The sequence below is a fragment of the Clostridiales bacterium FE2011 genome (assembly GCA_017569305.1).
Lineage (GTDB): Bacteria > Bacillota > Clostridia > Christensenellales > Aristaeellaceae > Aristaeella.
Genome location: CP069418.1, coordinates 94,321 through 118,960, shown reverse-complemented (window position 1 = coordinate 118,960; position 24,640 = coordinate 94,321). Strand labels below are relative to the sequence as shown.

Genomic DNA, 24,640 nt, shown 5'->3' with positions numbered 1-24,640 from the left:
ATGAACAATAACGAAATCAACGAATCAAACAGGGCGGACAGTCTGCTGAAAAGGGGTACGCTGATCAGGGGAATCGGCAGTTTTTATACGGTTCGGGACAGCGCACACCAGGAATATACGCTCCGGTGCAAGAAGAAATTCAGACGGGACGGCATTTCGCCGCTGGTCGGTGACGAAGTGCTGTTTTCTCCGGGTCAGGGAGAAGAACACGGTTGGCTGGAGGAAATACTGCCGCGTAAAACAGAGTGCCTCAGACCGCCTGTTGCCAACGTCACAAAGCTTGTGATCATGACAGCGCCGGTACCTGAACCGGATCTGCTGCTTGTGGACCGTCAGATATCCCGGGCCTATGCACAGGGGATGGATATCCTGCTTGTCGTCAACAAATGTGATCTGAATCCGGATATGGCGGAACAGATGAGAAAAGAATACCATTCTGCCGGAATACAGGTGATTCCCATAAGCGCAAAAACCGGAGAAGGACTGGAGCAGCTCCGGAAAGCCCTGACAGGTTCTGAACTGTGCTGCTTTACGGGCCAAAGCGGCGCCGGAAAGAGTACCACGCTGAATGCGCTGCTGGATCTGGAGCTGGAAACAGGAACGATCTCCAGAAAGATAGCCAGGGGAAAGAACACAACAAGGCATACGGAACTGATCGAGAAAAATGGTATCCGCGTAATGGATACAGCGGGTTTTAACCTGCTGGAAGCAGAAAATGCACTGGATCCGGGAGAACTGAAAAACCGGTATCCTGAATTTGCCCCTTATGAGGGAAAGTGCAGATTCAGGGAATGCCTGCATGACCGGGAACCGGGATGCGCAGTCACTGCGGCAGCGGAAAATGGCGAAATCAGTCCCGGCAGACTTGAACGTTACAGGGAATTGCTTGCGGAGGCTAAAACAGTTTGGAGGGACAGATATGATTAAGATTGCGCCCAGTATACTGGCTGCTGACCCGTTGAATCTTGAGAAAGATATAAGGGCAGCAGAAAAAGCCGGATGTGACTGGATTCATGTGGACGTTATGGACGCTCATTTTGTTCCGAATCTCGCTTATTCTGTCGATACAGTCCGCAGACTGCGTGAAGTTACCGATCTGCCGCTGGATGTTCACCTGATGATGGACCATCCGGAAACGCTGCTGGATGCATTCCTGGATGCGGGAGCTTCCTGCCTGACTATTCATGCGGAAATCGATGCGGATATCCCGGGAATGCTGACAAAAATCCGGAATCGAGGACGCATGGCCGGAATAGCCCTGAAACCGAATTCGGAGATTGAACTGATTCAGCCGTATATTGACCTGACGGATCTTGTGCTGATGATGACGGTTGAACCAGGATTCGGAGGACAGAAACTGGATGCGCGTGTTATCGGCAAGATACGGCGCCTGAGTGATTCCGGCTATACCGGGGAAATAGAAGCGGACGGCGGGATCCGGGAAGACAATATTGAAATGCTTGCTGCCAATGGACTGACTGTTGCTGTGATGGGAACTGCTCTTTTCCGCAACAGCGATATGGCGGCATGCATCAGAAGGCTGCACCGGATTCCTGCGGGGAAGCAGCAGGACAGGACGGCGGATGAATGACGATGAGCTTGCATGATACCATAGCTGCCATAGCCACAGCACCCGGAACGGGCGGCATCGGAATTATACGCATGAGCGGTCCCGATGCAGCAGCAATCCTGATGCGCGTTTTCAGACCGGCTGGAAAAAACCAGGCAATTCCCGAATCGCACAGACTGGTATACGGGAAACTGACTGACGGCGAACAGATCATCGATGAATGTATGGCCGTTATCATGAGAGCGCCCAGGAGCTATACACGGGAAGATGTTGCTGAAATACAGCTGCATGGCGGCCGTTATGTGATCAACAAAGCCCTGGAACTGTGCCTGAAAGCCGGCGCAAGGCTGGCGGAAGCAGGTGAATTTACACGCAGGGCTTTCCTGAACGGACGTGTGGATCTGAGCCAGGCGGAATCGGTCATGGAACTGATATCGGCCCGGGGCGAACAGGAGCACAGGGCGGCTGTCAGACAGCTGAACGGCGGAGCCTCCTCCTTTGTCCGGAAGTTTTCAGATGAATTATATGGATTACAGGCAGGACTGGCAGCATGTATTGACTATCCGGAAGAAATCTCTGATGAAGAGGGTGCCGGATCACTGAAGGAAGGCCTGGAAAAGCTCATCGACGGCCTGGAGAAAGCAATGGATGAGCATGCCTCCCGTCTGATCTACCAGGGGCTTCAGGTTGCACTGATCGGTCGGCCGAATGTCGGCAAAAGCAGCCTCCTGAACGCTTTACTGGGCGAAGACCGGGCGATTGTAACAAATATACCGGGAACCACGAGGGATACCGTACACGGAGAAATGACGCTGAATGGATTCCGGGTTCAGCTGACAGACACGGCAGGAATCCATGAAACCAATGATCCTGTGGAAAGAATCGGCGTGGAAAGAAGTGAAAAGGCCAGAAGGGAAGCGGATGCATCGCTGCTGATCCTGGATGGTTCGCAGCCGCTTGGAGCCGATGATCTGGAACTGCTGAGAAGTTTCAGCGGGGAAGGCGCCGTTGTGATCAACAAAACGGATCTTCCGCAGGAGATTACAGAGGAGGATATTCATGACATTCGCCAGGATATGACCTGTATGACGGTATCAGCACTGGATCAGGAGAGCCTGCAGCCTCTGCGGGACTTTCTGGCACGTTATGTCCAGGTATCGGATCAGCAGGCTGTGACACAACCGAGACACCTGGATGCAGTCAGACGGGCTGTCAGACATCTCAGGGATGCGGAAAAGACATTGGATTCCTATACGCCCGACGTGGCAGCAACGGATCTGCAGGCAGCCCAGGCTGCATTGAGCGAGATTACCGGCGACAGCGCAGATGAAAAACTGCTGGACAGGGTTTTTTCACAATTCTGTGTCGGAAAATGAAAAAGGACCGGAGGAGACACCTCTATGAATGATTATCAGAAAGTAATCAGGGGCAGGGAAAGCCTGAAAAAACTACCTGAATTATGTCAGAAGCTGGGTATCCAAAAGCCGCTCATTGTCGGTATGGAACCGCTGACCGGCACCCTCCTGAAGAAAAACCCCTGGCTGCTTTCAGCACCCGTATATACCGGATTTCATTCAAATCCGGATCTGAAGGACAGTGAAGAAGGAGCCGGTCTGTATACCAAAGAGCACTGCGACGGTCTGATTTCTGTCGGAGGCGGATCCAGCATTGATACCGCCAAAGCCATCAAGGCCCGTCTGAATGCAAAAAGCGAGGAAGACGTGATCAGCGGCAGACTTGAAGGCAGTGCCATCTGCCATCATATCGCTGTTCCGGGTACGGCGGGCACAGGCTCTGAGGCAACCCAGATTGCGGTGGCTTATGTTAATGGAAACAAGGTCAGCCTGAATCATCCGTCGCTCCGGCCGGACGGCGTGATACTGGATGCGTCGCTGCTGGACTCACTGCCGCTGTATCATAAAAAATCCTGTGCCCTTGATGCGCTGTCCCAGGGCATAGAAAGCTACTGGAGCCGCGGAGCGAATGATGACAGTAAAGTGCATGCGTTTCTTGCGATCATCGGTGTGCTGGACAATCTGAAAGCCTATCTTGAAGGCGATCTGCATGCGGCCGAAGAGATGCTGGATGCCAGCTATCAGAGCGGCAAAGCCATTCAGATTACGCGTACTACTGCAGCGCACGCCATGTCTTATATGATTACCAAGAAAATGGGACTGGCACATGGACACGCCTGTTTTCTGACGCTTCCTGTTCTTTGGGAATCAATGCAGGACAAGGAGGAGATGCAGGACATCCTGAAAGATCTGAGTACAAAGATGCGCCTTGGAGATATAAGAATGGGTCCCAAACTGCTGAAGGGCATCCTGTATGATCTGGAGATGCTGATTCCGCCTGTGCCCGACGAAGCTGTGCTGGAGGAACTGGCTTGCTCTGTTAATACAGAACGGCTTAACAATCATCCGGTGAAAATGACAAAAGAAGAAATCAAACAAATCTACCGCAGGGCCATGATACTCCCCAGGGCCAATGAAAAGCAGGCGTGCCTGGATATCTGGAGATACTACGGGAGGGAATAAAGATGGAAGACAACATTCATGCCGGTCATCGGGAACGAATGAGGGAACGGTTTATTCACGACAAAGGATTTGAGAATTTCGAAGATCATCAGATCCTTGAACTCCTTCTTTTTTATTCCAAAACCAGAGGAGATACCAATCCGCTGGCGCATGAGCTGCTTGATCAGTTCGGCAGCCTGAAAGGGGTTCTGGAAGCCAGACCGGAACAGCTGATGCAGGTGAATGGGATCGGAGAACAGCAGGCAACGCTGATCAGCATGGTTGTTCCGCTGACCAGAGTATGGCACAGATGCGCCATGACCGAGCCGCAGAAGATCGGCAACAGCAGGGAAGCGGAGAATTATTGCCTTTCCATTCTGGCTGGAGAACGTACAGAACGGTTTTATGTCATCTCCCTGAATGCCAAGTGCAATGTCCTTGGCCGGCGGAAAATTTCCGAAGGTTCATTGAGTGAGGTTTCAGCCTATCCGCGGATGGTTATGGAAACCGCGCTGAACTATAACGCGCACAGCGTATTGCTGTGTCACAATCATCCAGGAGGAACCTGTGCCCCGTCCCCAGAGGATATATCTTCCACCATCCAGCTGCAGAGGTTGCTGAACGGCGTGGGCATTCTGGTGCTGGATCATATTATTGTGGCGGGAGACAGGACGTACAGCATGATTCAGCACGGAGACATTGATTACAGAATAAAAGGCAGGTAAAGCATGAAAGGGAAAAGGAAACACCTGCTGCCATTGCCGGCCAGGATCATCATCCTGCTTGTTACGCTGGCGGTGGTAGCTTATACAGGTATTATCGGATATGTTTGTATCAATGAAAGGAGCGTGCAGACAACTGTGCCGGAAAAGGACAGTTATGATGCTATCATCGTTCTGGGCGCACAGGTAAAGAAGGACGGAACGCCCAATGTTCAGCTCAGCTGGAGGCTGGACGCCGCCTGTGAAGCATACGGACGTAAAGCGGTGCCTGTTGTTGTCTGCGGCGCGCAGGGCAGGGACGAGCCGGTTACTGAAGCAGAAGCCATGAAAAAGTACCTGATGGAGAAAGGCGTTCCGGAGACTGATATCCTCACGGATCCTGAATCCTTCAATACAAATCAGAACCTGAAAAATGCCGCGGCGCTCCTGAAGAGTATTCCAGACGTCCGGAAGGTCCTGATTGTAACAAGCGACTATCACGTTCCGCGCGCGCTTGCGCTGGCAAAGGATCTTGGCTACGAGGCATGTGGACTTGGCAGCCCATGCAAACCCGAATACTGGCTGCGGAATCATGCGAGGGAAGCACTTTCATGGTGTAAATACTGGGCAGTAAAGTATCTTCATCTACCGTTGGAGTAAGTGTATGAACAGCAAAGAAATCAAAACGCGGCTGGAACTGAATGAAGTGCCGTTCAGGGAAGATTTGCCTGAAAAGCTGTACCTGTATCTGGAACTGCTCCGTGAATGGAACAGCAGAATGGATCTGACGGCTGTGACAGATGATGAGGAAACTGTTGATAAGCACTTTATTGACAGTCTGATTGTGCTGAAAACGGGCCTGATCAGGGGCAGTGAAAAACTGATTGATGTCGGTACAGGTGCGGGATTCCCGGGACTTGTGCTGGCCATGGCCTGCCCGGAAATGAAAGTAACGCTGCTGGATTCACAACAGAAGAGACTGTCGTTCCTGGAGACAGTGGGTGAGAAAAGCGATACAACAAACATTACCCTTGTACACGCCAGGGCTGAGGACGGTGCAAGAAAAAAAGAGCTGAGGGAACAGTTCGATATTGCTGCAGCACGGGCTGTGGCACCGATGAATGTTCTGTGTGAATATCTGCTGCCGTATGTGGCAGTGGACGGATGCGCGCTCTGCTGGAAAGGTCCCGCACTGAAAAATGAGCTTGAAAGCGGAAGAAAGGCTGCACATTTGCTTGGCGGCAGGATTGAGATGCCGGTGGAAGGTTCCGTGCACGGACGGGACTGGGATCACATGATCCTGCCGGTCAGAAAGATTCAGCATACCGCCTCCATTTATCCTCGAAAAGCCGGTACTCCGAAAAGTAAGCCGCTGGGTCTGTAAAAAGGACAGAACAGCTTGACGCATTTTTCTGTCGAATGGTATACTATCTTCAATGCGGTTGTGGTGGAATGGCAGACACCGGGGACTTAAAATCCCCTGCCCATAAAGCGTGCGGGTTCGAGTCCCGCCAACCGCACGAAAAGCGGCGTATGAACATACGCCGCTTTTTTATCATAATGATCTGAAATCGAAGATTATTCCTGTTCAGAGTATTACGGTTCGGTTTCTGTACCGATTGAATCGAAATTGAATTCAAATGTATTCAAGGTGCCGGCGTTTGGATGAATCCAGCCGGTTTTTCCGTTTTCAAGCCTGATCTGATACCAGCCGTTATCAGACACATCCAGAATCTCATATTCAGTGGAGGCTTTTGCAAAGCCGATTACCCGGGAGGAAAATTTGGGCTTTTTGTGCACGTTTGGATTGTTTTTATCTCTGATCCGGATTCGCTTGACAACGATCACATCTTCACTGCCGTCCAGGGAAAGGGAATTTCCGGAGGAAGAAACGAAGGTGTTGATATACAGGTTCTGCAGGTCTTCAATCCGCTTTTCACAGACTGCCAGTTTTTCCTGAAGCGACGCATTTTCATCGGAGAGCGACTGTAAGTCCGCTTCGGCTATCTGACTCTTTTCTGTTTCCTCGGTCCGGGCTGCAGCGTCTGCGGTTAAGGAATCAATCTGCTGCGCCTTGACAGCAATCTCAGCCTGCAGTGTTTCGATGATCTTTGCTTTATCAGAAAGATCATTTTCCAGGCTGCTGATCTGCTCAGTGCGGGAGGAAAGGTCTGTGTTCAGCGTTTCAATCTGCTGAGACAAATCAGACAGATTTGTTTTCTGCGTGCTGATCTGCGTTTCCTGATCTGCGACGACCGCGGTAAGGTTTTCAGCCTCTGTGTTTTTTTCGGAAAGGGAAGCCTGAAGGGTTTCAATCAGGGTATTCTTTTCTTCCAGTTCATTACTGAGTGTCTGAATACGGGCATCCTTTTCTGCGACAGCGGAGTTGAGGGTAAAAATCATAAGGGATTTGTTTTCAACTTCGGATTTCAGGTTTTTCAGTTCTTCAGTATTGTCAGGAATGTCAGCGCTATTCGAGACGGCTGCTTTATCCGCAATGTCAGGTTCGGAAGAGGCTGAGGCAGCAGGAACTGCGTCAGTACTGTCATTGCCGGATTTGTCTTTCAGCTCGGCAATGGTCTCGGTAAGCTCGCTGATCCTGGAATCCTTTTCGTCAACTGCGGAAGATAATGTCTGGATCTGAGACTCTTTGCCAAGAATGCTGGTTTCCAGCGCTGTGATCCGGCTGCCCATGGCTTCATTATCGGCGGTGATGGACTCAATAAGCGTGTTTTTTTCGGTGAGGGCGTTTTCCAATGCTTTGATCTGTTGTTCCTTTTCCGCGATATCGGCATTCAGGGAAGCAATCAGAGCGGTATAATTCCCGGAATCTGCTTCCTGGATGAGGCCGGAGGATTGCTGATCAGCATTCTCTGAAGACAGCGCAGCATTAACGGATATGTCTTCCGGTGCTTTTTCGGCCAGAGTCTGAATCTGCTGTTCTTTTTCTTCCAAAACGGCATTCAGGGAGCTTATGAGGGTGTTTTTTTCCTCCAGATCGGCTTCCAGTGAGACGATTCTGGTATTCAGACTGTTATTCTCGGCGGCAATCGTTTCAAATCCGGCTTTCTCCTCTGTGAGCGCATTGTCCAGGGAAATGATCCGCTGTTCATTCGATGCCATATCAGCTTTCAGAGAGTCAATCTGATCATCTTTTTCTTTCAGGGCAGATTCGAGTTCGCTGATTCGTGCGGCATTTCCTTCGCCTGCGGTTATAAGAGATTCAATTCCCGCAGCTTTTTCGCTGACAGTATTATTCAGGGCCTGAATTTGTTTATCCTTATCCACAATGTCATTATTCAGTGAAACGATCTGTTCGGCTTTTTGATCCAGTTCTGCCTGCAGCTCGCTGATGAGGCTTTCCTGTGAGTCTGTTGCTGAAGTGAGGGACAGGATGTCCGCCTTTTTTTCTGTCACTTCGTCAGTGAGTGATACAATCTGCTGCTCTTTTTCAGCAATTTCAGCCTCCAGTGAATCAATCAGAGCGGCTTTCTGGGCGGTATCATCGGTCAGTGATTGTATTGTGGAAGCCTGTTCTTTGCTGCTTGATGAAAGGGATTCAATCTGTTTGTTCAGGTCAGCAATCTGAGCGGAGAACTCATCCATCCGGATCTGCCTGTCAGCAAGATCGGTTTCATACTGCTGCAGCTGAAGGTTTTGATCGGACAGGAGGGATTCTGCTTCAGCTGATTCTGCTTCAAGAGAATGGATCCGGTCATCTTTTGCCAGAAGATCGCCGTTCAGGTTCTCGATTTCGGCATTGCGAAGTGAAATATCAGACTCAAGCTTTCTGACATTCTCAGAGAGTGTATCTATATTCGCGGAAAGGGAATCAATTTTCCGGTCTTTATCCTGATTGCCTGAAATATACAGAACACAAAAAACAACTGCCAGTACAGCCAGCATAGCCGTAAGTATAAACAGAAACCCTCTCTTCATCGGAAAAACCTCCCGGTCAGGTGCTGAGTATTCAGAAAACGAGGGATATAAAAGGGTATTTGTATTATCTCATACGCATCAGAATAAAGTCAAACAAAGAAGAAAAGAAAGATATTGTCTTTTAGGGGAGTGATGTTGCAGCGTCTACCATATCATGTATTGACAAGACAAAAATAAGACGTTATAATACATCTGATTTTTGCGGTGATTTTATTTTTTCAGACAAAGTTTATGTAACTGATAAGGAGGACAAGCAATGGGCAGATATTTCGGAACGGATGGATTCCGCGGCAAAGCCGGCGTTGTTCTGACCGCTGAACACGCATTCAAGACAGGACGATACCTGGGCTGGTATTACGGCAAAAAACACCTGGATGACAAAGCAAGAATTGTAATCGGTAAAGATACACGGCGCTCCTCATACATGTATGAAAGCGCGCTGGCCGCCGGCATTACTTCTTCCGGTGCTGACGCATATCTGCTGCATGTTACAACGACTCCGTGCGTGAGCTATATCACGAGGACGGAGGATTTTGACTGCGGCGTGATGATTTCAGCAAGCCATAACGTCTTTTACGATAACGGCATCAAGCTGATGAACGGAAAAGGCGAAAAAATGGACGATGAACTCCAGGATGCCATTGAAGACTATATTGACGGAAAAACGGAAGAACTGCCCTTTGCAGCGGAAGACCGTATTGGCTGCACCGTTGACTTCTATACCGGCAGAAACCGCTATATCGGATATCTGACCAATCTGGCCACACGTCCTTTTGATGATCACAAAGTGGCCCTGGACTGTTCAAACGGCAGCAGCTGGATGATAGGTCCCGCGGTATTCAACGCGCTGGGCGCAAAAACCTATGTTATACACAATAAACCGGACGGCCTGAACATTAACCGGAACTGCGGCAGTACACATATTGAGTCCCTGAAGGAATATGTGAAAGAGAATAAACTGGACGTTGGTTTCGCTTTTGACGGTGATGCCGACCGGTGCCTGGCTGTGGATGAGAACGGCAATGAAGTGAACGGTGACAAGATCATGTACATCTGCGCCAAGTATCTGAAGAGCAAGGGTCAGCTGCCGAGCAATACGGTTGTAACCACGATCATGAGCAATTTCGGCCTTTATAAGGCGCTGGATGCGGCCGGAATCAACTATGAAAAGACTGCAGTGGGCGACAGGTATGTTTATGAGAATATGAAAGCTTATAACCACCTGATTGGCGGCGAACAGAGCGGTCATATTATTTTCCGCAAGCACGCCCGGACCGGCGACGGCCTGATCACCGCGATTATGCTGATGGAAGTGATGATCGATACGCAGCTGCCCCTGTCAGTCCTTGCGGAGCCCTGCAAAATGTATCCGCAGGTTCTGAAAAATGTGGTTGTGGACGATAAAGACGGCACACTGGCTGAACAGAAGGTAATGGACGCAGTGAATCACTGCACGGAGGAGCTTGGCGACGCCGGACGCGTCCTGCTTCGCAAGAGCGGCACAGAACCGGTGCTTCGTGTGATGAGCGAGGCAACCAGCACCGAGGAATGTGAAAAGTATGTTGATTATATTATCGAATCCATGAAGGAAAGCGGACATCTGATTGAGGTGAAAAAGTAATGCTGAGGACAAAAGATCTGTATGACCTGACTCATACCCGGGCTGCATCCATCCTGGAGAATACTGAGTATCCCTGGGAAGCACTTGCCAAAATCAAGGACTTTATCATTGAGCTGGGGAAGACCCTGCCCAAGGAAGAATTTGATGAAGTCAGCGAGAACGTCTGGATTGCCAAGGACGCAAAGATTTATCCCAATAACTATATCGGAGCGCCTGCCATCATCGGGCACGAAACCGAAGTCAGGCCTGGTGCATTTATCCGCGGCAGCGCGCTTATCGGAGATCACTGCGTGGTTGGCAACAGCACTGAGTTGAAAAACGTGATCCTTTTTGACAACGTACAGGTTCCGCACTACAATTATGTCGGCGACAGCATACTGGGATACAAAAGCCACATGGGTGCCGGATCCATCACTTCCAATGTGAAAAGCGACAAACTGCTTGTGGTTGTCAAATGCGGAGATGAGAGAATCGAAACCGGCCTGAAAAAAATCGGCGCTATGCTGGGGGACCGGGTGGAAGTAGGATGCAACAGCGTGCTGAATCCCGGTACAGTCATCGGACGTGATTCCAATGTGTACCCGACATCCTGCGTGCGCGGCACAATCCCGGAGAAAAGCATCTGGAAGAACAACGGCACCGTTGTTGCAAAAAAATAAAAAAAAAATCATTTCAAGGGGGAAATGAAAATGAAGGTTATTATCGCAAAGGACTATGAAGACGGCGCACGTAAAGCTGCGGACATTATCGAGAAGATCGTGAGGGAAAACCCTGAGTGCACCCTCGGCCTGGCTACAGGTTCCAGCCCGGTGGGAATGTACAGGGAGCTGGCGCGGCGCTGCAAGGAAGAAGGCCTGGATTTCAGCCGGATTCACAGCGTGAATCTGGACGAATACGTCGGCCTGGACGGTACGCATGACCAGAGTTACCGCTATTTTATGAATACCAATCTGTTTGACCATATCAACATTGACAAGGCCAACACCTATGTGGCCAAAGGAACCGGCGATGTCGCGGCAAACCTGAAAGAGTTCAATGACATACTGGACAAGACAGAGATTGAAATTCAGGTTCTGGGTGTCGGACCGGACGGTCATCTCGGTTTCAATGAGCCCGGTGAAACGCTGTATGACGGCGCCCATGAGGAAACACTGGATGATTCCACAATCGAGGCCAACAAACGGTTCTTTGCGAGCAAGGAAGATGTTCCCACACATGCGGTAACAATGGGTATGGGAAACATCATGCGGGCGAAGCGTCTGATTATGATCATTAACGGCAATAAGCAGGAAGCGGCAACTAAGCTGCTGATCCAGGACAAGATTGATCCGAAATGCCCCTGCACCTTCATGCGGCTGCACAGGGATGCCACAGTGATTATTGAAAAGAAACTGGCTGACGAAATCGGCTATAAGGCGTAAAGAATGTTTCATGCTGAAAAAGTATTCCCGGGAGTGACGCACATCTCTGATGCCATGGGTGTCTCCATGACGTTGATTGAGGGAACGGAAAGCGCCATTCTCTTTGATGCGGGATACGGAACAGAAAATGTAAAAGCTTTTGTGCAGACACTGACAGGGAAGCCTGTCAGTGTGCTGCTTTCTCACGGCCATCATGATCATATTCTCGGAGTCAGATGGTTCGGTGAAAGCAGGATGTGTTCCGAAGATCTGGATGAATTCAGACAGCGGACTGGTTCCCTGCAGAGAATGAAGGTGGCAAAGCAGGCGGAACAGAAAGGCGTGCCGATACCGGAAGACTTTATGTCCGTATGCTTTAAAGAGCCGGAACCCATCCTCTTCGATGAATTATCCGGGCGGTTTGAAAAGACTACAGTGGAGCTCGGTCAAATGCAGGTACAGGTGATTCATGTTCCCGGACACACACCGGGAAGCATTGTGCTGTATCTGAAGGAGCTGCAGCTGCTTCTGACAGGCGACGACTGGAATCCATGCACATGGATATGGTTTCCTTCCTCGCTGCCGGTATGCAGATGGCGGGAAAATATGAAAGAACTGGTCCGTACTCTGGAAAAGGAGCATGGACAGGAAATCCTGCATGTGCTTTGCTCCCATCAGCCGATGGTAAGATCAGCAGAGGAGCTGAAGGCATTTCTTGAGTATATGGATGATGAAAGGCTGGAATCCGCGCCGGCTGTGGATATGGGCGTGCCCATAGAAACCCACGAAATCCGGAAAGAGCCGGAAGGCTGGACCCTTCTGTTCGATAAGGAAAAGCAATAAAATACAGGCTGCCGTACGGCAGCCTGTTCGGTTTTTGGAATCAGATGCTGAAAAGCAGTTCGTTATAAGTCGGGAACGGCCAGTAACTGCGTTCAGTCAGCTGCTCAAGCGCGTCTGCGGAGGAACGCAGGTTTGACATGGCGGGCAGAACGGTGTCATGCATATAGCGTGCAGCAGCCAGCAGGTCGTCCCCGGCGGGGAAAGCGCTGACAGCAGATTCGAGCATGGTGAGATCCCGGTTCAGTTGATCTGTGGTACTGCAAAGCGTGGACACCAGCTCGGTACCGCTGGATAAATCAACGCCGATTTCCCGGATGTTCCTGGACGCCGCAGCAATGTCACCGGTGAAACGAAGTACGGCAGGCAGGATCTGACGGCGGGTCATCATAATCATGGTTTTAGCTTCGATCATGATGATTTTGGCGTAGGAATCCAGGCCGATATCCCGGCGTGAACGAAGCTCAGACTCGGAAAGAACCTTATGGGTCTCAAAAAGACGGATATTCTTTTCCGCCGTATAGCAGGGGAGCGCGTCCACCGTGGAATCCAGCCGGGCAAGACCGCGCTTCTCAGCCTCTTCCACCCATTCGTCCGTATAGTTGTTGCCGTTGAAAATGATGCGTTTATGATCGTGAATGGTTCTGACGATCAGATCATGCAGGGCGGTGCGGAAATCGGCTGCATTTTCAAGCTCGTCAGCAAACTGACGGAGGCTTTCCGCGACAATGGTATTCAATACAACATTGGCATCGGAAATGGAATCAGATGAACCGAGGGAACGGAACTCAAATTTGTTGCCGGTAAAGGCAAAGGGGGAAGTCCGGTTGCGGTCTGTGGTGTCTTTCGGGAATTTGGGAAGCACATGAACACCGATGGTCATGTCGGTTTTTTCACGCCCGTTATAGATGGAACCGGCTTCCAGCGCCTCAAGGATTTCAGTAAGCTCATCCCCCAGGAAGATACTGATGATTGCGGGAGGAGCCTCGCAGCCTCCGAGACGGTGATCGTTTCCGGCAGAGGCCACAGATGCACGGAGAAGATCCTGATACTCATCCACGGCCTTGATCACAGATGTCAGGAAAAGCAGGAACTGGGCGCTTTCATGTGGACTGTCACCGGGATTCAGGAGATTATAGCCGGTGTTGGTAAACATGGACCAGTTGTTATGCTTGCCGCTGCCGTTGACCCCGGCAAAAGGCTTTTCTGACAGCAGGCAGTGAAGACCGTGGCGACGGGCGACTTTCTTCATGATTTCCATTGTCAGCTGGTTGTGGTCGCAGGCAACATTCACGATGGAATAAATCGGGGCCATTTCATGCTGAGCGGGAGCAGTCTCGTTATGTTCTGTTTTGGCAAGCACGCCGACTTTCCACAGCTCTTCATTCAACTCTGTCATAAAAGCCTGGACCCTGGTTTTGATTGTGCCGAAGAAATGATCACCCAGCTCCTGTCCTTTGGGAGCAGGGGCTCCGAAAAGTGTGCGTCCAGAAAAAATCAGGTCGCTACGTTTGTCATAAAGCTCTTTCTCGATCAGAAAATACTCCTGCTCGGGACCGACTGTGGGCATCACGCGGGTAGCATCCAGACGGCCGAACAAACGGAGAATGCGGACTGCCTGCCTGTTCAGCGCTTCCATGGACCGAAGCAAAGGAGTCTTTTTATCCAGCGCTTCTCCGCCGTAGGAACAGTAAGCTGTCGGAATGCAGAGAACGTGTTCCTTGATAAAGGCATAGGAGGTAGGATCCCAGGCAGTATAACCGCGAGCCTCGAAAGTGGAGCGCAGGCCGCCGCTGGGCAGGGAGGATGCGTCCGCTTCGCCGCGGACCAGTTCTTTCCCGGAGAACTCCTGGATGACTTTACCACCCTGTACCGGAGTAATAAAAGCGTCATGTTTTTCAGCTGTGACGGAATTCAGCGGCTGGAACCAGTGCGTATAATGTGTGGCACCGCGTTCCAGAGCCCAGTCCTTCATGGCGTTTGCAACAACGCTTGCAACCTGGGGATCAAGACGGCGGCCCTCATCAATGGTCTTATGCAGGGTTTTGTAGGTTTCCTTGGGGAGACGCTGGCGCATCACGGAATCATTGAATACATTGATACCGAAATTCTCTTCGACAAACGCCATTGGAATCCCACCTTTCATCATCATAAGTATATGTCAGTTTAGAAGAGATAAAGAACCGTGTCAAGGGTTTATTCATAAGAAGCACACGGATACATAGCAAAGGTAAACATTAAAAACGTAACAATTAATACATATTTTTTTCGGGGAATTTATGGTATCATATATTCGCACGCTAAAGTGTGAAATTGAGCGGGAAGTGACGTTTATGTTTGAACCTAAAATCAGAAACAGTCAGACCGATCTGCTGATGAAGGCTATCCTTACGCTGAAGAGCGAGGAAGATGCGTATCGCTTCTTTGAGGATATCTGTACGATCCCGGAAATCAAGAGCATCAGCCAGCGGCTGGAAGTGGCTTATCTGCTTGACAGAAAGGAAACTTACCAGAAGATCGCGGAGGAGACCGGCGCATCCAGCGCCACGATCTCCAGGGTTAACCGCTCGCTTTCATACGGAGCGGACGGCTATCGCCGTGTTCTTGACGCTATGGGAGAAGAAAAATAAGCATGGATCTGACTACATTAAACCCGGAACAACGAAAGGCCGCTGAAACGCTGGAGGGCCCTGTACTGATTCTGGCCGGAGCAGGAAGCGGCAAAACCCGGGCACTGACCTACCGGGTTGCAAACCTGATTGACCACGGAGTGCCTGCCTGGTCGATTCTGGCACTGACATTTACAAACAAGGCAGCAAAAGAAATGAAAACGAGGGTGCAGAGCCTGATTGGTGAGGAGAAGGCTGAAGAAGCCTGGATCAGCACCTTTCACTCCACCTGTGCCCGGATTCTTCGCAGAGATATTGAAAAGATCGGATACAGCCGGTCTTTTACGATTTATGATGACGATGATCAGCAGAGGATCCTGAAGGATATCCTGAAACAGCAGAATATAGACGATAAGTTCCTGCCGGTAAGGGAAATACGGGCTAAAATCAGCGACGCAAAAAACAAAATGCTCATGCCGGATGAATGGTTCGCAAAGTCACTGCGCGACAGAAGATCCTCCATGATCCATGATGTCATGACGGAATATGAAAAGCGCATGAAATCAATGAATGCGCTTGATTTTGATGACCTGCTGCTGAAAACCCTTGTATTGCTGGCCGACCATCCGCCTGTCCTGGAGGTATACCGGAGACGATTCAGGTATGTCATGGTCGATGAGTATCAGGATACAAACCGCACACAATATGAGCTGCTGAGACTGCTGACAGCGGAAAGCCGGAATCTATGCGTGGTCGGGGATGATGACCAGAGCATATACGGATGGCGCGGCGCGGATATACGGAATATCCTCGAATTTGAAAATGATTACCCGGATGCAGTCGTCATCAAACTGGAGCAGAATTACCGCTCCACAGGCAATATCCTGGATGCTGCCAATCAGGTTATTGCCCATAATGAAGGCCGGAAGGACAAAACCCTGTGGACGGAACACGGTGACGGAGACAAGATTGTCAGTTACTGCGGACAGGATGAAAGAGACGAAGCGGCCTGGATTATCCAGCAGATTCAGGAACTGAAAAAACAGGGAATCCCTTATGGGGACATGGCGCTGCTGTACCGGACGAACGCGCAGAGCCGTATTCCTGAAGAAGTACTTATGCAGGCCGGGATTCCTTACAGGGTTTTCGGCGGGCAGAAATTCTACGAACGCAAGGAAATCAAGGATATCCTGGCATATCTGAGGGTGGTTGCCAATCCGGCGGACGATATTTCGCTGACCCGTATTATCAATGTACCCAAAAGATCGATCGGGGATACAACAGTTCAGGCGCTGGCAGAACATGCAGCAAGACAGGGCCTGCCGCTTTTTGCCGCGATGGCGGATCTTCCTGATGATATGAGCAGCCGCGCCAGAAACTGCGTGACAGAGTTTTTCCGCCTGATGACAATGCTGTGCGCCATGAAAGAAACCATGGAGCTTGAAGCTTTTGTGGATATGCTGATCCAGATGACCGGGCTGGAGGAACAGTACCGGAAAGAAGACACTGAGGAATCACTGAACAGAATTGAAAACATACAGGAATTCCGTGGCTCGGTGCATGAATTCGCGATGCTGGGTGAACAGCCGACCCTGGAGGCATACCTTGAGAATGTGGCGCTTGTGACAGATCTCGACCGGGCGGAAGACCGGAGCGGATATGTGACAATGATGACCCTTCACTCAGCCAAAGGTCTGGAATTTGACAATGTTTTCATTCCCGGTATGGAAGAGGGCATTTTCCCGTCGGCCAGAAGTCTGGAAGAGGACAACAGGCTTGAAGAGGAAAGGCGCCTGATGTATGTCGGTATAACAAGGGCAAGAAAACGGCTGTATCTGTCACGCGCATCTGAACGGATGATGTACAACCAGTACAGTCATAATCCGCCGAGCAGGTTCCTGGATGAAATCCCTGCCAGGCTTGTCCGGGAAGAGTACTCGGCAGCCGCCGGATACGGATATGGACGAAGAGTCGAAAAGAGACCGGGACGGGCAGAAGGTTTCAGTACGTGGGAGAGTGAATTCCCGGAAACCGAGACTGTAAAACGTATACCGCTTGCTTCACTCGGCAAGCCGAAGCTGAAGCTGAACGGACAGAACCTGAACAGTATTCCTGGTGTGTCCAGGGGTTTTACAGGCAGCGCTGCAAACGCTTTTGCGGGGTCTGCCATGCAGAAACTCTTCAGTCCGGGCGAAAGAGTCAGGCATCCGAAGTTTGGTTTCGGAGAAGTGACAGAAGTCTCCGGAAACGGCGCAGAAGCGAGAATCAGGATCAATTTTGAGACGGCCGGTGAGCGTGAACTCTCACTGGCGGTGGCTCCGATCGTAAAAGTGGGGGAAAAGGAATGAGCGAGGCACGGGAACGGATGGAGCAGCTGGTCAGGCGGCTGAATGAGACATCCTATGCCTATTATGTGCTGGACGATCCCATCATTTCTGACATGCAATGGGATCAGATGTATGATGAACTGAAAAAGCTTGAGAGCGAAACCGGCATTGTACTGCCTGATTCCCCGACAAAAAAAGTCGGCGGAGAGCCGCTGAAAAGCTTTGAGGAACACCGCCATATCACAAGGCTGTGGTCCCTGGACAAGGTGCAGAGCCTTGAAGAACTGGAAGCCTGGATTCAGCGGACGGAAAAACTGGCAGAGGCTGAAAACCTCCAGTACTATCTGGAATACAAGTTTGACGGACTGACGCTGAACCTGACGTATGAAAACGGTAATCTGGTTCAGGCTGCCACCCGCGGAAACGGTATTACGGGCGAGGCGATTCTGCCGCAGGCACGCACAATTCATTCGGTTCCCAAAACCATTCCGTACAAGGGGCTGCTGGAAGTACAGGGTGAATGCATCATGCGGCTGAGCACCCTGGAAAAGTATAATAAAACAGCAAAGGAACCGCTTAAAAACGCGCGGAATGCAGCTGCAGGAGCGTTGCGGAATCTGGATCCGGCGGTTACGGCTTCCCGGCATCTGGACGCATTTTTCTATCAGGTCGGGACCATTGAAAACCCGCCCTATGACAGCCAGCCCGGTATGCTGGATTTCCTGCGGCAGAACGGTTTTCAGGTCAGCCCATACCTGGGAAGCAGCAAAGGACGCCAGGCTCTGGAAGAATGTATTCTGGAGGTGGAAAAACGACGCAGCAGTCTCGACTGGCTGATTGACGGCGTTGTGATCAAGGTCGGTGATTATACCCTGCGGGAACGGATGGGATTTACGGAAAAATTCCCGCGGTGGGCGGTTGCATATAAATTCAAGGCAGAGGAATGCGTCACAAAACTTCTCGACGTCACCTGGGAACTTGGAAGAACCGGGAAACTGACCCCGCTTGCTCATGTGGAACCTGTGGATTTCTACGGGGTGACAGTGAAAAAGGCCACGCTGAATAATCTGGGAGATATACAGCGAAAAGACGTGGCGATCGGCTGCGATGTGTGGATCCGGCGAAGCAACGATGTTATCCCTGAAATTATGGGACGGGCCGGAGATCCGAAAGAGGATGAAAAACCGATTGAAAAGCCGCAGATCTGTCCGGCGTGCGGAAGTCCTCTGATTGAACGGGGAGCACATCTGTTCTGCATGAACCGTGAAAGCTGCCGGCCCCAGGCTGTGGCACGACTGGCTCATTTTGCCGGGCGCGAAGCGATGGATATTGACGGCTTCAGTGAAAAGACGGCCGGGCAGCTGTATGACCAGATGGGTGTCAGACAGCCGGCAGACCTGTATACACTGACGCCCATGGATTTCCTTATGCTGGAAGGCTTTAAGGAAAAAAAGGCCGGAAACCTGTCGGACGCCCTGGAAAAGAGCAAACACTGTGATCTGGATGCCTTCCTGTTTGCACTGGGCATTCCGAATGTGGGCAGGAAAACGGCCAGGGATCTGGCCCAGCACTTTGGATCGCTGGAGAAACTGAAAGCAGCTGATGAAGCGTCGCTGACGGCCATTCCGGATATCGGCGGGATTGTGGCGGGCAGTGTAATTGAGTATTTCAGTTTCCCGGAAAACAATCAGATGATTGAAAGACTGTTTGCTGCCGGTGTTCATCCCGGTGAAATGCATTCCGCGGCGGAAGGTGTTTTTTCCGGCATGAGTATTGTGGTGACAGGTACGCTGCCAACACTCAGCCGGAAGCAGGCGGAAGACCTGATCCGCAGCCGGGGCGGCAACGCTTCCGGATCCGTCAGTAAAAAAACCGCATTCGTGGTAGTCGGCGAAGACGCAGGCAGCAAGCTGACCAAGGCGCAAAGTCTTGGCATCGAGACCATTGATGAGGCGGAACTGCTCAGGAGAGCTAATTCATAAGGAGATTTGAAACTATGTTTTCTGGTATTACGTCGATGCTGCAAGAACTGAGGATGGATCCGGGCGGAACGATTATCACATTGCTGTATTTGGCTATCTGCCTGTTGTTCAGCCTGATCATCCATGAATGTGCACACGGTTATGCCGCACTGAAATGTGGTGACTCTACAGCATGGTGGCTGGGGCGTCTGACACTGGATCCCCGCAAACACCTGGATCCGCTTGGTACGATCTGTATGATTTTTCTGAGGGTGGGATGGGCAAAACCCGTGCCGGTCAATCCCCGCAATTTCCGTCATTACAGAAGGGATTACATCATTGTTTCCCTGGCAGGTATTGTGACGAATCTGCTGATCTGTATCCTGAGCCTGATTATTTCAGCTATTCTTGCAAAATTCATCTGGGGGAAAGAGATTGTTTCACAAATGGGTGATAAAGCCCTGCTGATCAATATTTATGAAGGTTTTTTACCGTATTATGTTTATTCCGGAGAGTTAAAGGCTTTGGCTGATTATGCACAGATCCCCTGGCTGATGTATGTGCAGAGGCTGTTTCTGATGCTGGCGCAGATGAACCTGGGCCTGGCAATCTTTAATCTGCTTCCCGTGCCGCCGCTGGACGGCTTCCGGTTCATGGATCAGTTTGTTTTCAAAGGCCGTTTGGCTTTGAGTGCACAGACAATGCAGACCATTCATGTTGTTTTTCTGGTTATCTGCATGAGCGGTGCTCTCTCAGGCGTGCTCTCCGCTGCGAACAGCGCGGTGATGGGTGCCCTGACATCTGTGATATCCCTGATTATCTGAGGACGGAGATAATAGATTATCAATGATCACACTGGCCTTTAAGCTGAAGGATTTTGACGGTCCGCTGGATCTGCTGCTGACATTGATCGGCAAAGCCCAGATTGATATCAGGGATATCTTTGTCAGTGAAATCACAGACCAGTATCTGGAAATAGTCCGGAATGCGCCTGATCTGGATATGGATGAGGCAAGCGACTTCCTGCTGATGGCGGCAACGCTGCTGGAAATCAAAAGCCGGGCCATGCTGCCGCGTCTGCCGAAAACGGAGGATGAAACAGATCCCGAAACTGAACTGATCAGAAGGCTCGAGGAATATAAACGATTCCGGGAAACGGCCGAAAGCATGAAATCCTTTGAAGACGCCGCAAAACGTGTTTTCACAAAGCTGCCGGAGGAATACCCGCTTCCACCGCAGGAGGTTGAACTGACAGGCCTGACGCTGCAGGGACTGCAGGAAGCCTTCCTCAGAATCTGGCAGCGGAGGCCGCAGCTGGATGATGATCCTGAAAGCAATCATTACGCACCGAGGAACATCCACAGAGACAGTCATACAGTGCAGGAATGCATGCTGAACCTGATCTATCGTATCCGTAAGAAAAAAAGGATGCGGTTTGAGGACGCTTTTTCGGAAGCACCTACACGGGAGGAAGTCGTTACGTATTTCCTGGCGGTTCTGGAGCTGCTTAAGCTGGGACAGATGCATGTGAAACAGGATGCTGTATACGGCGGGATAGAGCTGATTGCCGGAAAAGCCAGGCAAAAAAAGACACCGAAGGATCTGACGGATATGACCGGGGAGGTGACTACGACCCTTGAACAATGAGGAAGGAAACCTGAAAGGAAGAATCGAGGCCATCCTGTTTGTGGCAGGGGAAGCAGTACCTGTCAAGGAACTTGCACGCGCGCTTCAGACCGGGGAAAAGGAAGTCCGGGAGGCAATCGACAGCCTGAAGGACGAATATGATTATGAGCAGCGGGGATTTCTGCTGAAACGGTTCGGAGATCATGTGCAGCTGGCGACAAGACCGTTGTACTCCGGAGATGTTGTAAGGCTTTTGCAGCCTGTTCAGCAGCAAAGCCTCAGCCAGGCGGCAATGGAGACGCTGGCGGTTGTTGCTTACAAACAGCCTGTAACCCGCGCTGAGGTAGAACAGATCCGGGGTGTCAAGTGCGATTACAGCCTTCAGAGCCTGATGCTGAAGGGACTGATTCGTGAAGCAGGAAGAAAAGACACCATCGGGAGACCGATCCTCTTCTGTACAACGGATGAGTTCCTGAGCCATTTCGGACTGGAAGATCTGAACGGGCTGCCGCCGATGCCACAGCCGGAAGATGCGGAGAAAAAGGATGATACGGAAGAACTGATTCCGTAAGAAACAAGATTATACAGGTACACGAACCCAAAGAAAGGAGAAAGAACCATGGACGAGCAGAGAAAACCTAGATCCCGGGAGAAAAAGGTTGTCAATGAAGGCAAAGGCGTCGAGAAACGCGGTGAAGGTCTTGGCACAGGCCCTGTAAACAATACGGGAAGCTACGAAGACCGCCGTCAGCAGCAAAGTGCATCACAGGCGTCGCCTTTCGGCAATATGAACCAGCGGCCGGCATCGGGACAATCGGGTTCCGGACGTCCGGTTCAGCAGAATCCTTTCGGGCAGCAGCGCCCTGCCCAGAGACCTGACAGCTCCGGATTCCCGTTCGGACAAGGCGGTCAGAAGGCAGGTGCACAGAATCCGTTTGGAAATACAGCCAGGCCGGCAGGCGGTTCTGCAAATCCTTTCGGGTCACGTCCGGCAGCCGGTCAGGCTGATCCATTCGGTACACATCCTTCCACCGGAACAAACGCAGGCGGACAGGGACAGCATCATTACGGAGTGAAACAGAACGGCACGGGAACCCAGCGCGCCTCAGGAAGCGGTTCCGGCATGGGCGGAGGCAAACTGCTGCTGATTATTGCCGCCCTCGTACTTCTCCTGGGAGGCGGCGGACTGAGCGGCCTGTTCGGAGGGGAAGACAGCGGCAGCAGCAGTGTATCGAACATTCTGAATACAGTAACACAGTCCGGCGAAACCTCTTCAGGCTCAACTGCTTCTTCGGGAAGCGGGATGGATATCGGTAACCTGCTGAGCTCCCTCATGGGATCCGGAAGCACAGCCTATGACTATACCGGCAGTGCTGACAGCCTTTTTTCCGGACTGACAGGAACGGGAACTGTTTCGAATCAGAGCAGCGCGGTTCCTTACTTTACTTCTTCTGGTGAAGACAACACAACGGCACTGGACGAGACTGTTGCCACGGGAGCACGGGCTAAATTCACAGAGATTATCGGAAACAAGCAGGATAATGTGACAATCATGGTTTACATGTGCGGCACAGACCTGGAAAGCCAGCAGGGAATGGCGACTTCCGACCTGAAGGAAATGGCTGCTGCAACAGTCGGAGACAAAATAAACCTGATTGTGTTTACCGGAGGATGCAGCAGATGGCGTAACAATGTTGTTTCCTCATCTGTAAACCAGATTTATCAGATAAAGGATGGCAAGTTCCTCTGCCTGGAAAAGGATATGGGCAGAGGAAGCATGGTCAGTCCCGATACGCTGACAACCTTTATACAGTACGGTAAGAAAAACTTCCCGGCAAACCGGATGTGTCTCATTTTCTGGGATCACGGCGGCGGTTCGGTCAGCGGATTCGGTTATGATGAAAAGGTCGGCCATAACCAGTCCATGACACTGGCCGGGATTAACAGCGCCCTGAAAAAGGCGAACGTCAAGTTTGATTTTATCGGATTTGACGCCTGTCTGATGGCAACCGTGGAAAACGGCATCATGCTGAGCCAGTATGCGGATTATATGATTGCCAGCGAAGAAACGGAACCGGGTGTCGGCTGGTATTATACAAACTGGCTGAACAACCTGAACAAAAACACCAGTCTTCCCACAATTCGGATCGGAAAGCAGATCGCGGATGATTTCGTTGAAGTTTGCAACCGCCAGTGCCGCGGGCAGGCAACAACCCTCAGCGTTGTGGACCTTGCCGAACTCCAGGCTACGGTTCCGGATGAACTGAAACAGTTCAGTATTGATACAAACGAGCTGATTCAGAACAAGGAATACAAGACGGTATCCAAAGCACGCAGTAAAACCAGGGAATTTGCCCAGTCCAGCCGCATTGACCAGATCGACATGGTGGATTTTGCAAAGAATATGGGTACTGCTGAGGGCAAGTCGCTGGCCAAGGCACTGCAGGGGGCTGTGAAGTATAACAGAACCGGCGGCAGCATCAGCCATGCCTACGGCCTGAGTATCTATTTCCCTTACCAGCGGGCAAACAAGGTGAATCAGATGGTGTCCACCTACCAGGCGATCGGCATGGATGAAGAGTACACCCGGTGCATTCAGGAGTTTGCCAGCCTGGAAGTCAGCGGCCAGGTCAGCGCAGGGACGTCCCTGAACAATTATGGGAGCGGTGCCTATGCATCACCGGACCTGCTTGGAAGCCTGCTCGGACAGGGCGGCGGTTATACATCCTCCTACTCTTCAGGCGGCCTTACGGAACTGCTGGGCGGCCTTTACGGAGGCGGCAGCAGCAGCGGTTCCACGGGAAGCATCCTGGACCTGTTCATGGGCCGCAGCATGACGGCGGAAAACGCGGCTGAATATATCCTGGATAATCATTTCGACGCTTCCCGGCTGGTATGGAAAGACGGAAAAATTACGCTGGAGAAAGAACAGTGGGATCTGGTGACCTCCCTGCTGATGAATGTGTTCTACAATGACGGAACAGGATTTATCGACCTTGGTATGGATACCACCTTTGAGACTGAAGGTAACAGCCTTTTGTCCGAATATGACGGCACATGGCTGTCTATCGACCGTCAGCCGGTGGCCTATTACTATCTGAACTCCGTGGATGACGGTGATAATTATGTAATCACCGGATATGTTCCTGCTTATCTGACTAAAAAAGGAGAAAATAAGAATTCGCGAGTATTGATTGATTTGATTGTGAATTTTGACAGTGAACATAACGGAGACGGATATATTGCGGGAGCATTGTACAGATACGGGGATGGTGTTTCTGATACCCAGTCAAAGGAACTGATTGCAATTGGTAAGGGTGATACATTGCAGTTTGTCTGTGACTACTTTGACTATGAAGGCGTTTACCGTGATACTTACGAGCTGGGTGAACCGATCACGCTTGGTGATACGGTTGAGATTGCCAATACACCGATTGACAGGAGCAAATGCCAGGTTACCTTCAGGCTGACTGATATTTATCAGCAGAATTACTGGACACCTGCTGTCAGGTAAAAACAGAAAATGGAGC

Annotated in this window: 20 protein-coding genes and 1 tRNA gene; 19 read left to right on the top strand and 2 right to left on the bottom strand. The window is 50.9% G+C overall.

Features of this window, described 5'->3' with window-relative positions:
- The 8 genes from rsgA to JRC49_00515 all read left to right on the top strand — a co-directional run bounded on the left by rsgA (position 1) and on the right by JRC49_00515 (position 6,307).
- Positions 1-927, top strand: a complete 927-nt coding sequence (rsgA, locus tag JRC49_00550; protein QTE71356.1) for a ribosome small subunit-dependent GTPase A — start codon at positions 1-3, stop codon at positions 925-927.
- On the top strand, positions 920-1,591 hold the full coding sequence (gene rpe, locus JRC49_00545) for a ribulose-phosphate 3-epimerase (protein ID QTE71355.1): 672 nt from the start codon (positions 920-922) through the stop codon (positions 1,589-1,591). The genes rsgA and rpe overlap by 8 nt, the downstream gene beginning before the upstream one ends.
- A gap of 2 nt (positions 1,592-1,593) precedes the next feature.
- A complete protein-coding gene (gene mnmE, locus JRC49_00540) occupies positions 1,594-2,946 on the top strand; it encodes a tRNA uridine-5-carboxymethylaminomethyl(34) synthesis GTPase MnmE (protein QTE71354.1) in 1,353 nt (450 codons plus the stop codon).
- 24 nt (positions 2,947-2,970) lie between these two features.
- Positions 2,971-4,107, top strand: a complete 1,137-nt coding sequence (locus JRC49_00535; protein ID QTE71353.1) for a phosphonoacetaldehyde reductase — start codon at positions 2,971-2,973, stop codon at positions 4,105-4,107.
- A gap of 2 nt (positions 4,108-4,109) precedes the next feature.
- Complete coding sequence (gene radC / locus JRC49_00530) at positions 4,110-4,811, top strand: DNA repair protein RadC (GenBank protein QTE71352.1); 702 nt, start codon at positions 4,110-4,112, stop codon at positions 4,809-4,811.
- A 3-nt stretch (positions 4,812-4,814) separates the two neighbouring features.
- The gene (locus JRC49_00525) at positions 4,815-5,447 is read left to right on the top strand and encodes a YdcF family protein (GenBank protein QTE71351.1); all 633 of its coding nucleotides are present in this window, start codon (positions 4,815-4,817) and stop codon (positions 5,445-5,447) included.
- Positions 5,448-5,451: 4 nt separating this feature from the next.
- Complete coding sequence (rsmG, locus tag JRC49_00520) at positions 5,452-6,171, top strand: 16S rRNA (guanine(527)-N(7))-methyltransferase RsmG (protein QTE71350.1); 720 nt, start codon at positions 5,452-5,454, stop codon at positions 6,169-6,171.
- 54 nt (positions 6,172-6,225) lie between these two features.
- Positions 6,226-6,307: transfer RNA gene (locus tag JRC49_00515), tRNA-Leu, on the top strand.
- Between the two features lie 76 nt (positions 6,308-6,383).
- Here the strand turns inward: JRC49_00515 and JRC49_00510 are convergent.
- Entirely contained in the window at positions 6,384-8,726 is a 2,343-nt protein-coding gene (locus JRC49_00510; GenBank protein ID QTE71349.1) for an SH3 domain-containing protein, read from the bottom strand.
- A 256-nt stretch (positions 8,727-8,982) separates the two neighbouring features.
- Between JRC49_00510 and JRC49_00505 the strand changes: the two genes are divergently transcribed.
- Genes JRC49_00505 through JRC49_00490 form a run of 4 tightly spaced genes read left to right on the top strand, consistent with a single transcriptional unit; the run spans position 8,983 to position 12,590 of the window.
- Positions 8,983-10,347: a phosphoglucosamine mutase gene (locus JRC49_00505; GenBank protein ID QTE71348.1), complete on the top strand. Its 1,365-nt coding sequence runs from the start codon at positions 8,983-8,985 to the stop codon at positions 10,345-10,347.
- The gene (locus JRC49_00500) at positions 10,347-11,006 is read left to right on the top strand and encodes a UDP-N-acetylglucosamine pyrophosphorylase (GenBank protein ID QTE71347.1); all 660 of its coding nucleotides are present in this window, start codon (positions 10,347-10,349) and stop codon (positions 11,004-11,006) included. The genes JRC49_00505 and JRC49_00500 overlap by 1 nt, the downstream gene beginning before the upstream one ends.
- Positions 11,007-11,036: 30 nt before the next feature.
- A complete protein-coding gene (locus tag JRC49_00495; protein QTE71346.1) occupies positions 11,037-11,768 on the top strand; it encodes a glucosamine-6-phosphate deaminase in 732 nt (243 codons plus the stop codon).
- A 3-nt stretch (positions 11,769-11,771) separates the two neighbouring features.
- Positions 11,772-12,590 carry an MBL fold metallo-hydrolase gene (locus tag JRC49_00490; protein ID QTE71345.1) on the top strand — a complete coding sequence of 273 codons (819 nt, stop codon included), beginning with the start codon at positions 11,772-11,774 and terminating at the stop codon, positions 12,588-12,590.
- Between the two features lie 40 nt (positions 12,591-12,630).
- Here JRC49_00490 and JRC49_00485 read toward each other — a convergent pair whose 3' ends face one another.
- On the bottom strand, positions 12,631-14,715 hold the full coding sequence (locus JRC49_00485; protein QTE71344.1) for a glutamine synthetase III: 2,085 nt from the start codon (positions 14,713-14,715) through the stop codon (positions 12,631-12,633).
- Between the two features lie 205 nt (positions 14,716-14,920).
- On the opposite strand from JRC49_00485, the gene JRC49_00480 reads away from it, so the two are divergent.
- The 7 genes from JRC49_00480 to JRC49_00450 are packed head-to-tail and all read left to right on the top strand — an operon-like array spanning position 14,921 to position 24,624.
- Positions 14,921-15,217: a hypothetical protein gene (locus JRC49_00480; protein QTE71343.1), complete on the top strand. Its 297-nt coding sequence runs from the start codon at positions 14,921-14,923 to the stop codon at positions 15,215-15,217.
- A 2-nt stretch (positions 15,218-15,219) separates the two neighbouring features.
- On the top strand, positions 15,220-17,544 hold the full coding sequence (locus JRC49_00475; protein QTE71342.1) for a UvrD-helicase domain-containing protein: 2,325 nt from the start codon (positions 15,220-15,222) through the stop codon (positions 17,542-17,544).
- Positions 17,541-19,505, top strand: a complete 1,965-nt coding sequence (ligA, locus tag JRC49_00470) for an NAD-dependent DNA ligase LigA (protein ID QTE71341.1) — start codon at positions 17,541-17,543, stop codon at positions 19,503-19,505. The genes JRC49_00475 and ligA overlap by 4 nt, the downstream gene beginning before the upstream one ends.
- A gap of 35 nt (positions 19,506-19,540) precedes the next feature.
- On the top strand, positions 19,541-20,308 hold the full coding sequence (locus tag JRC49_00465; protein ID QTE71340.1) for a site-2 protease family protein: 768 nt from the start codon (positions 19,541-19,543) through the stop codon (positions 20,306-20,308).
- A gap of 22 nt (positions 20,309-20,330) precedes the next feature.
- Positions 20,331-21,131 (top strand): segregation/condensation protein A, encoded by an 801-nt coding sequence (locus JRC49_00460; GenBank protein QTE71339.1) that lies wholly within the window; start codon positions 20,331-20,333, stop codon positions 21,129-21,131.
- Entirely contained in the window at positions 21,121-21,681 is a 561-nt protein-coding gene (gene scpB, locus JRC49_00455; protein QTE71338.1) for an SMC-Scp complex subunit ScpB, read from the top strand. The genes JRC49_00460 and scpB overlap by 11 nt, the downstream gene beginning before the upstream one ends.
- A 48-nt stretch (positions 21,682-21,729) precedes the next feature.
- On the top strand, positions 21,730-24,624 hold the full coding sequence (locus JRC49_00450; GenBank protein ID QTE71337.1) for a peptidase C11: 2,895 nt from the start codon (positions 21,730-21,732) through the stop codon (positions 24,622-24,624).
- Positions 24,625-24,640: the final 16 nt, after the last annotated feature.

Coding starts and splice junctions, on each gene's coding strand:
- ligA (QTE71341.1), top strand. CDS start 17,541: ATGAGCGAGGCACGGGAACGGATGGAGCAGCTGGTCAGGCGGCTGAAT.
- JRC49_00475 (QTE71342.1), top strand. CDS start 15,220: ATGGATCTGACTACATTAAACCCGGAACAACGAAAGGCCGCTGAAACG.
- mnmE (QTE71354.1), top strand. CDS start 1,594: ATGAGCTTGCATGATACCATAGCTGCCATAGCCACAGCACCCGGAACG.
- JRC49_00450 (QTE71337.1), top strand. CDS start 21,730: ATGGACGAGCAGAGAAAACCTAGATCCCGGGAGAAAAAGGTTGTCAAT.
- rsgA (QTE71356.1), top strand. CDS start 1: ATGAACAATAACGAAATCAACGAATCAAACAGGGCGGACAGTCTGCTG.
- JRC49_00505 (QTE71348.1), top strand. CDS start 8,983: ATGGGCAGATATTTCGGAACGGATGGATTCCGCGGCAAAGCCGGCGTT.
- JRC49_00510 (QTE71349.1), bottom strand. CDS start 8,726: ATGAAGAGAGGGTTTCTGTTTATACTTACGGCTATGCTGGCTGTACTG.
- JRC49_00500 (QTE71347.1), top strand. CDS start 10,347: ATGCTGAGGACAAAAGATCTGTATGACCTGACTCATACCCGGGCTGCA.
- JRC49_00480 (QTE71343.1), top strand. CDS start 14,921: ATGTTTGAACCTAAAATCAGAAACAGTCAGACCGATCTGCTGATGAAG.
- JRC49_00485 (QTE71344.1), bottom strand. CDS start 14,715: ATGGCGTTTGTCGAAGAGAATTTCGGTATCAATGTATTCAATGATTCC.
- JRC49_00535 (QTE71353.1), top strand. CDS start 2,971: ATGAATGATTATCAGAAAGTAATCAGGGGCAGGGAAAGCCTGAAAAAA.
- rsmG (QTE71350.1), top strand. CDS start 5,452: ATGAACAGCAAAGAAATCAAAACGCGGCTGGAACTGAATGAAGTGCCG.
- JRC49_00465 (QTE71340.1), top strand. CDS start 19,541: ATGCTGCAAGAACTGAGGATGGATCCGGGCGGAACGATTATCACATTG.
- JRC49_00490 (QTE71345.1), top strand. CDS start 11,772: ATGTTTCATGCTGAAAAAGTATTCCCGGGAGTGACGCACATCTCTGAT.
- radC (QTE71352.1), top strand. CDS start 4,110: ATGGAAGACAACATTCATGCCGGTCATCGGGAACGAATGAGGGAACGG.
- JRC49_00525 (QTE71351.1), top strand. CDS start 4,815: ATGAAAGGGAAAAGGAAACACCTGCTGCCATTGCCGGCCAGGATCATC.
- rpe (QTE71355.1), top strand. CDS start 920: ATGATTAAGATTGCGCCCAGTATACTGGCTGCTGACCCGTTGAATCTT.
- JRC49_00460 (QTE71339.1), top strand. CDS start 20,331: ATGATCACACTGGCCTTTAAGCTGAAGGATTTTGACGGTCCGCTGGAT.
- JRC49_00495 (QTE71346.1), top strand. CDS start 11,037: ATGAAGGTTATTATCGCAAAGGACTATGAAGACGGCGCACGTAAAGCT.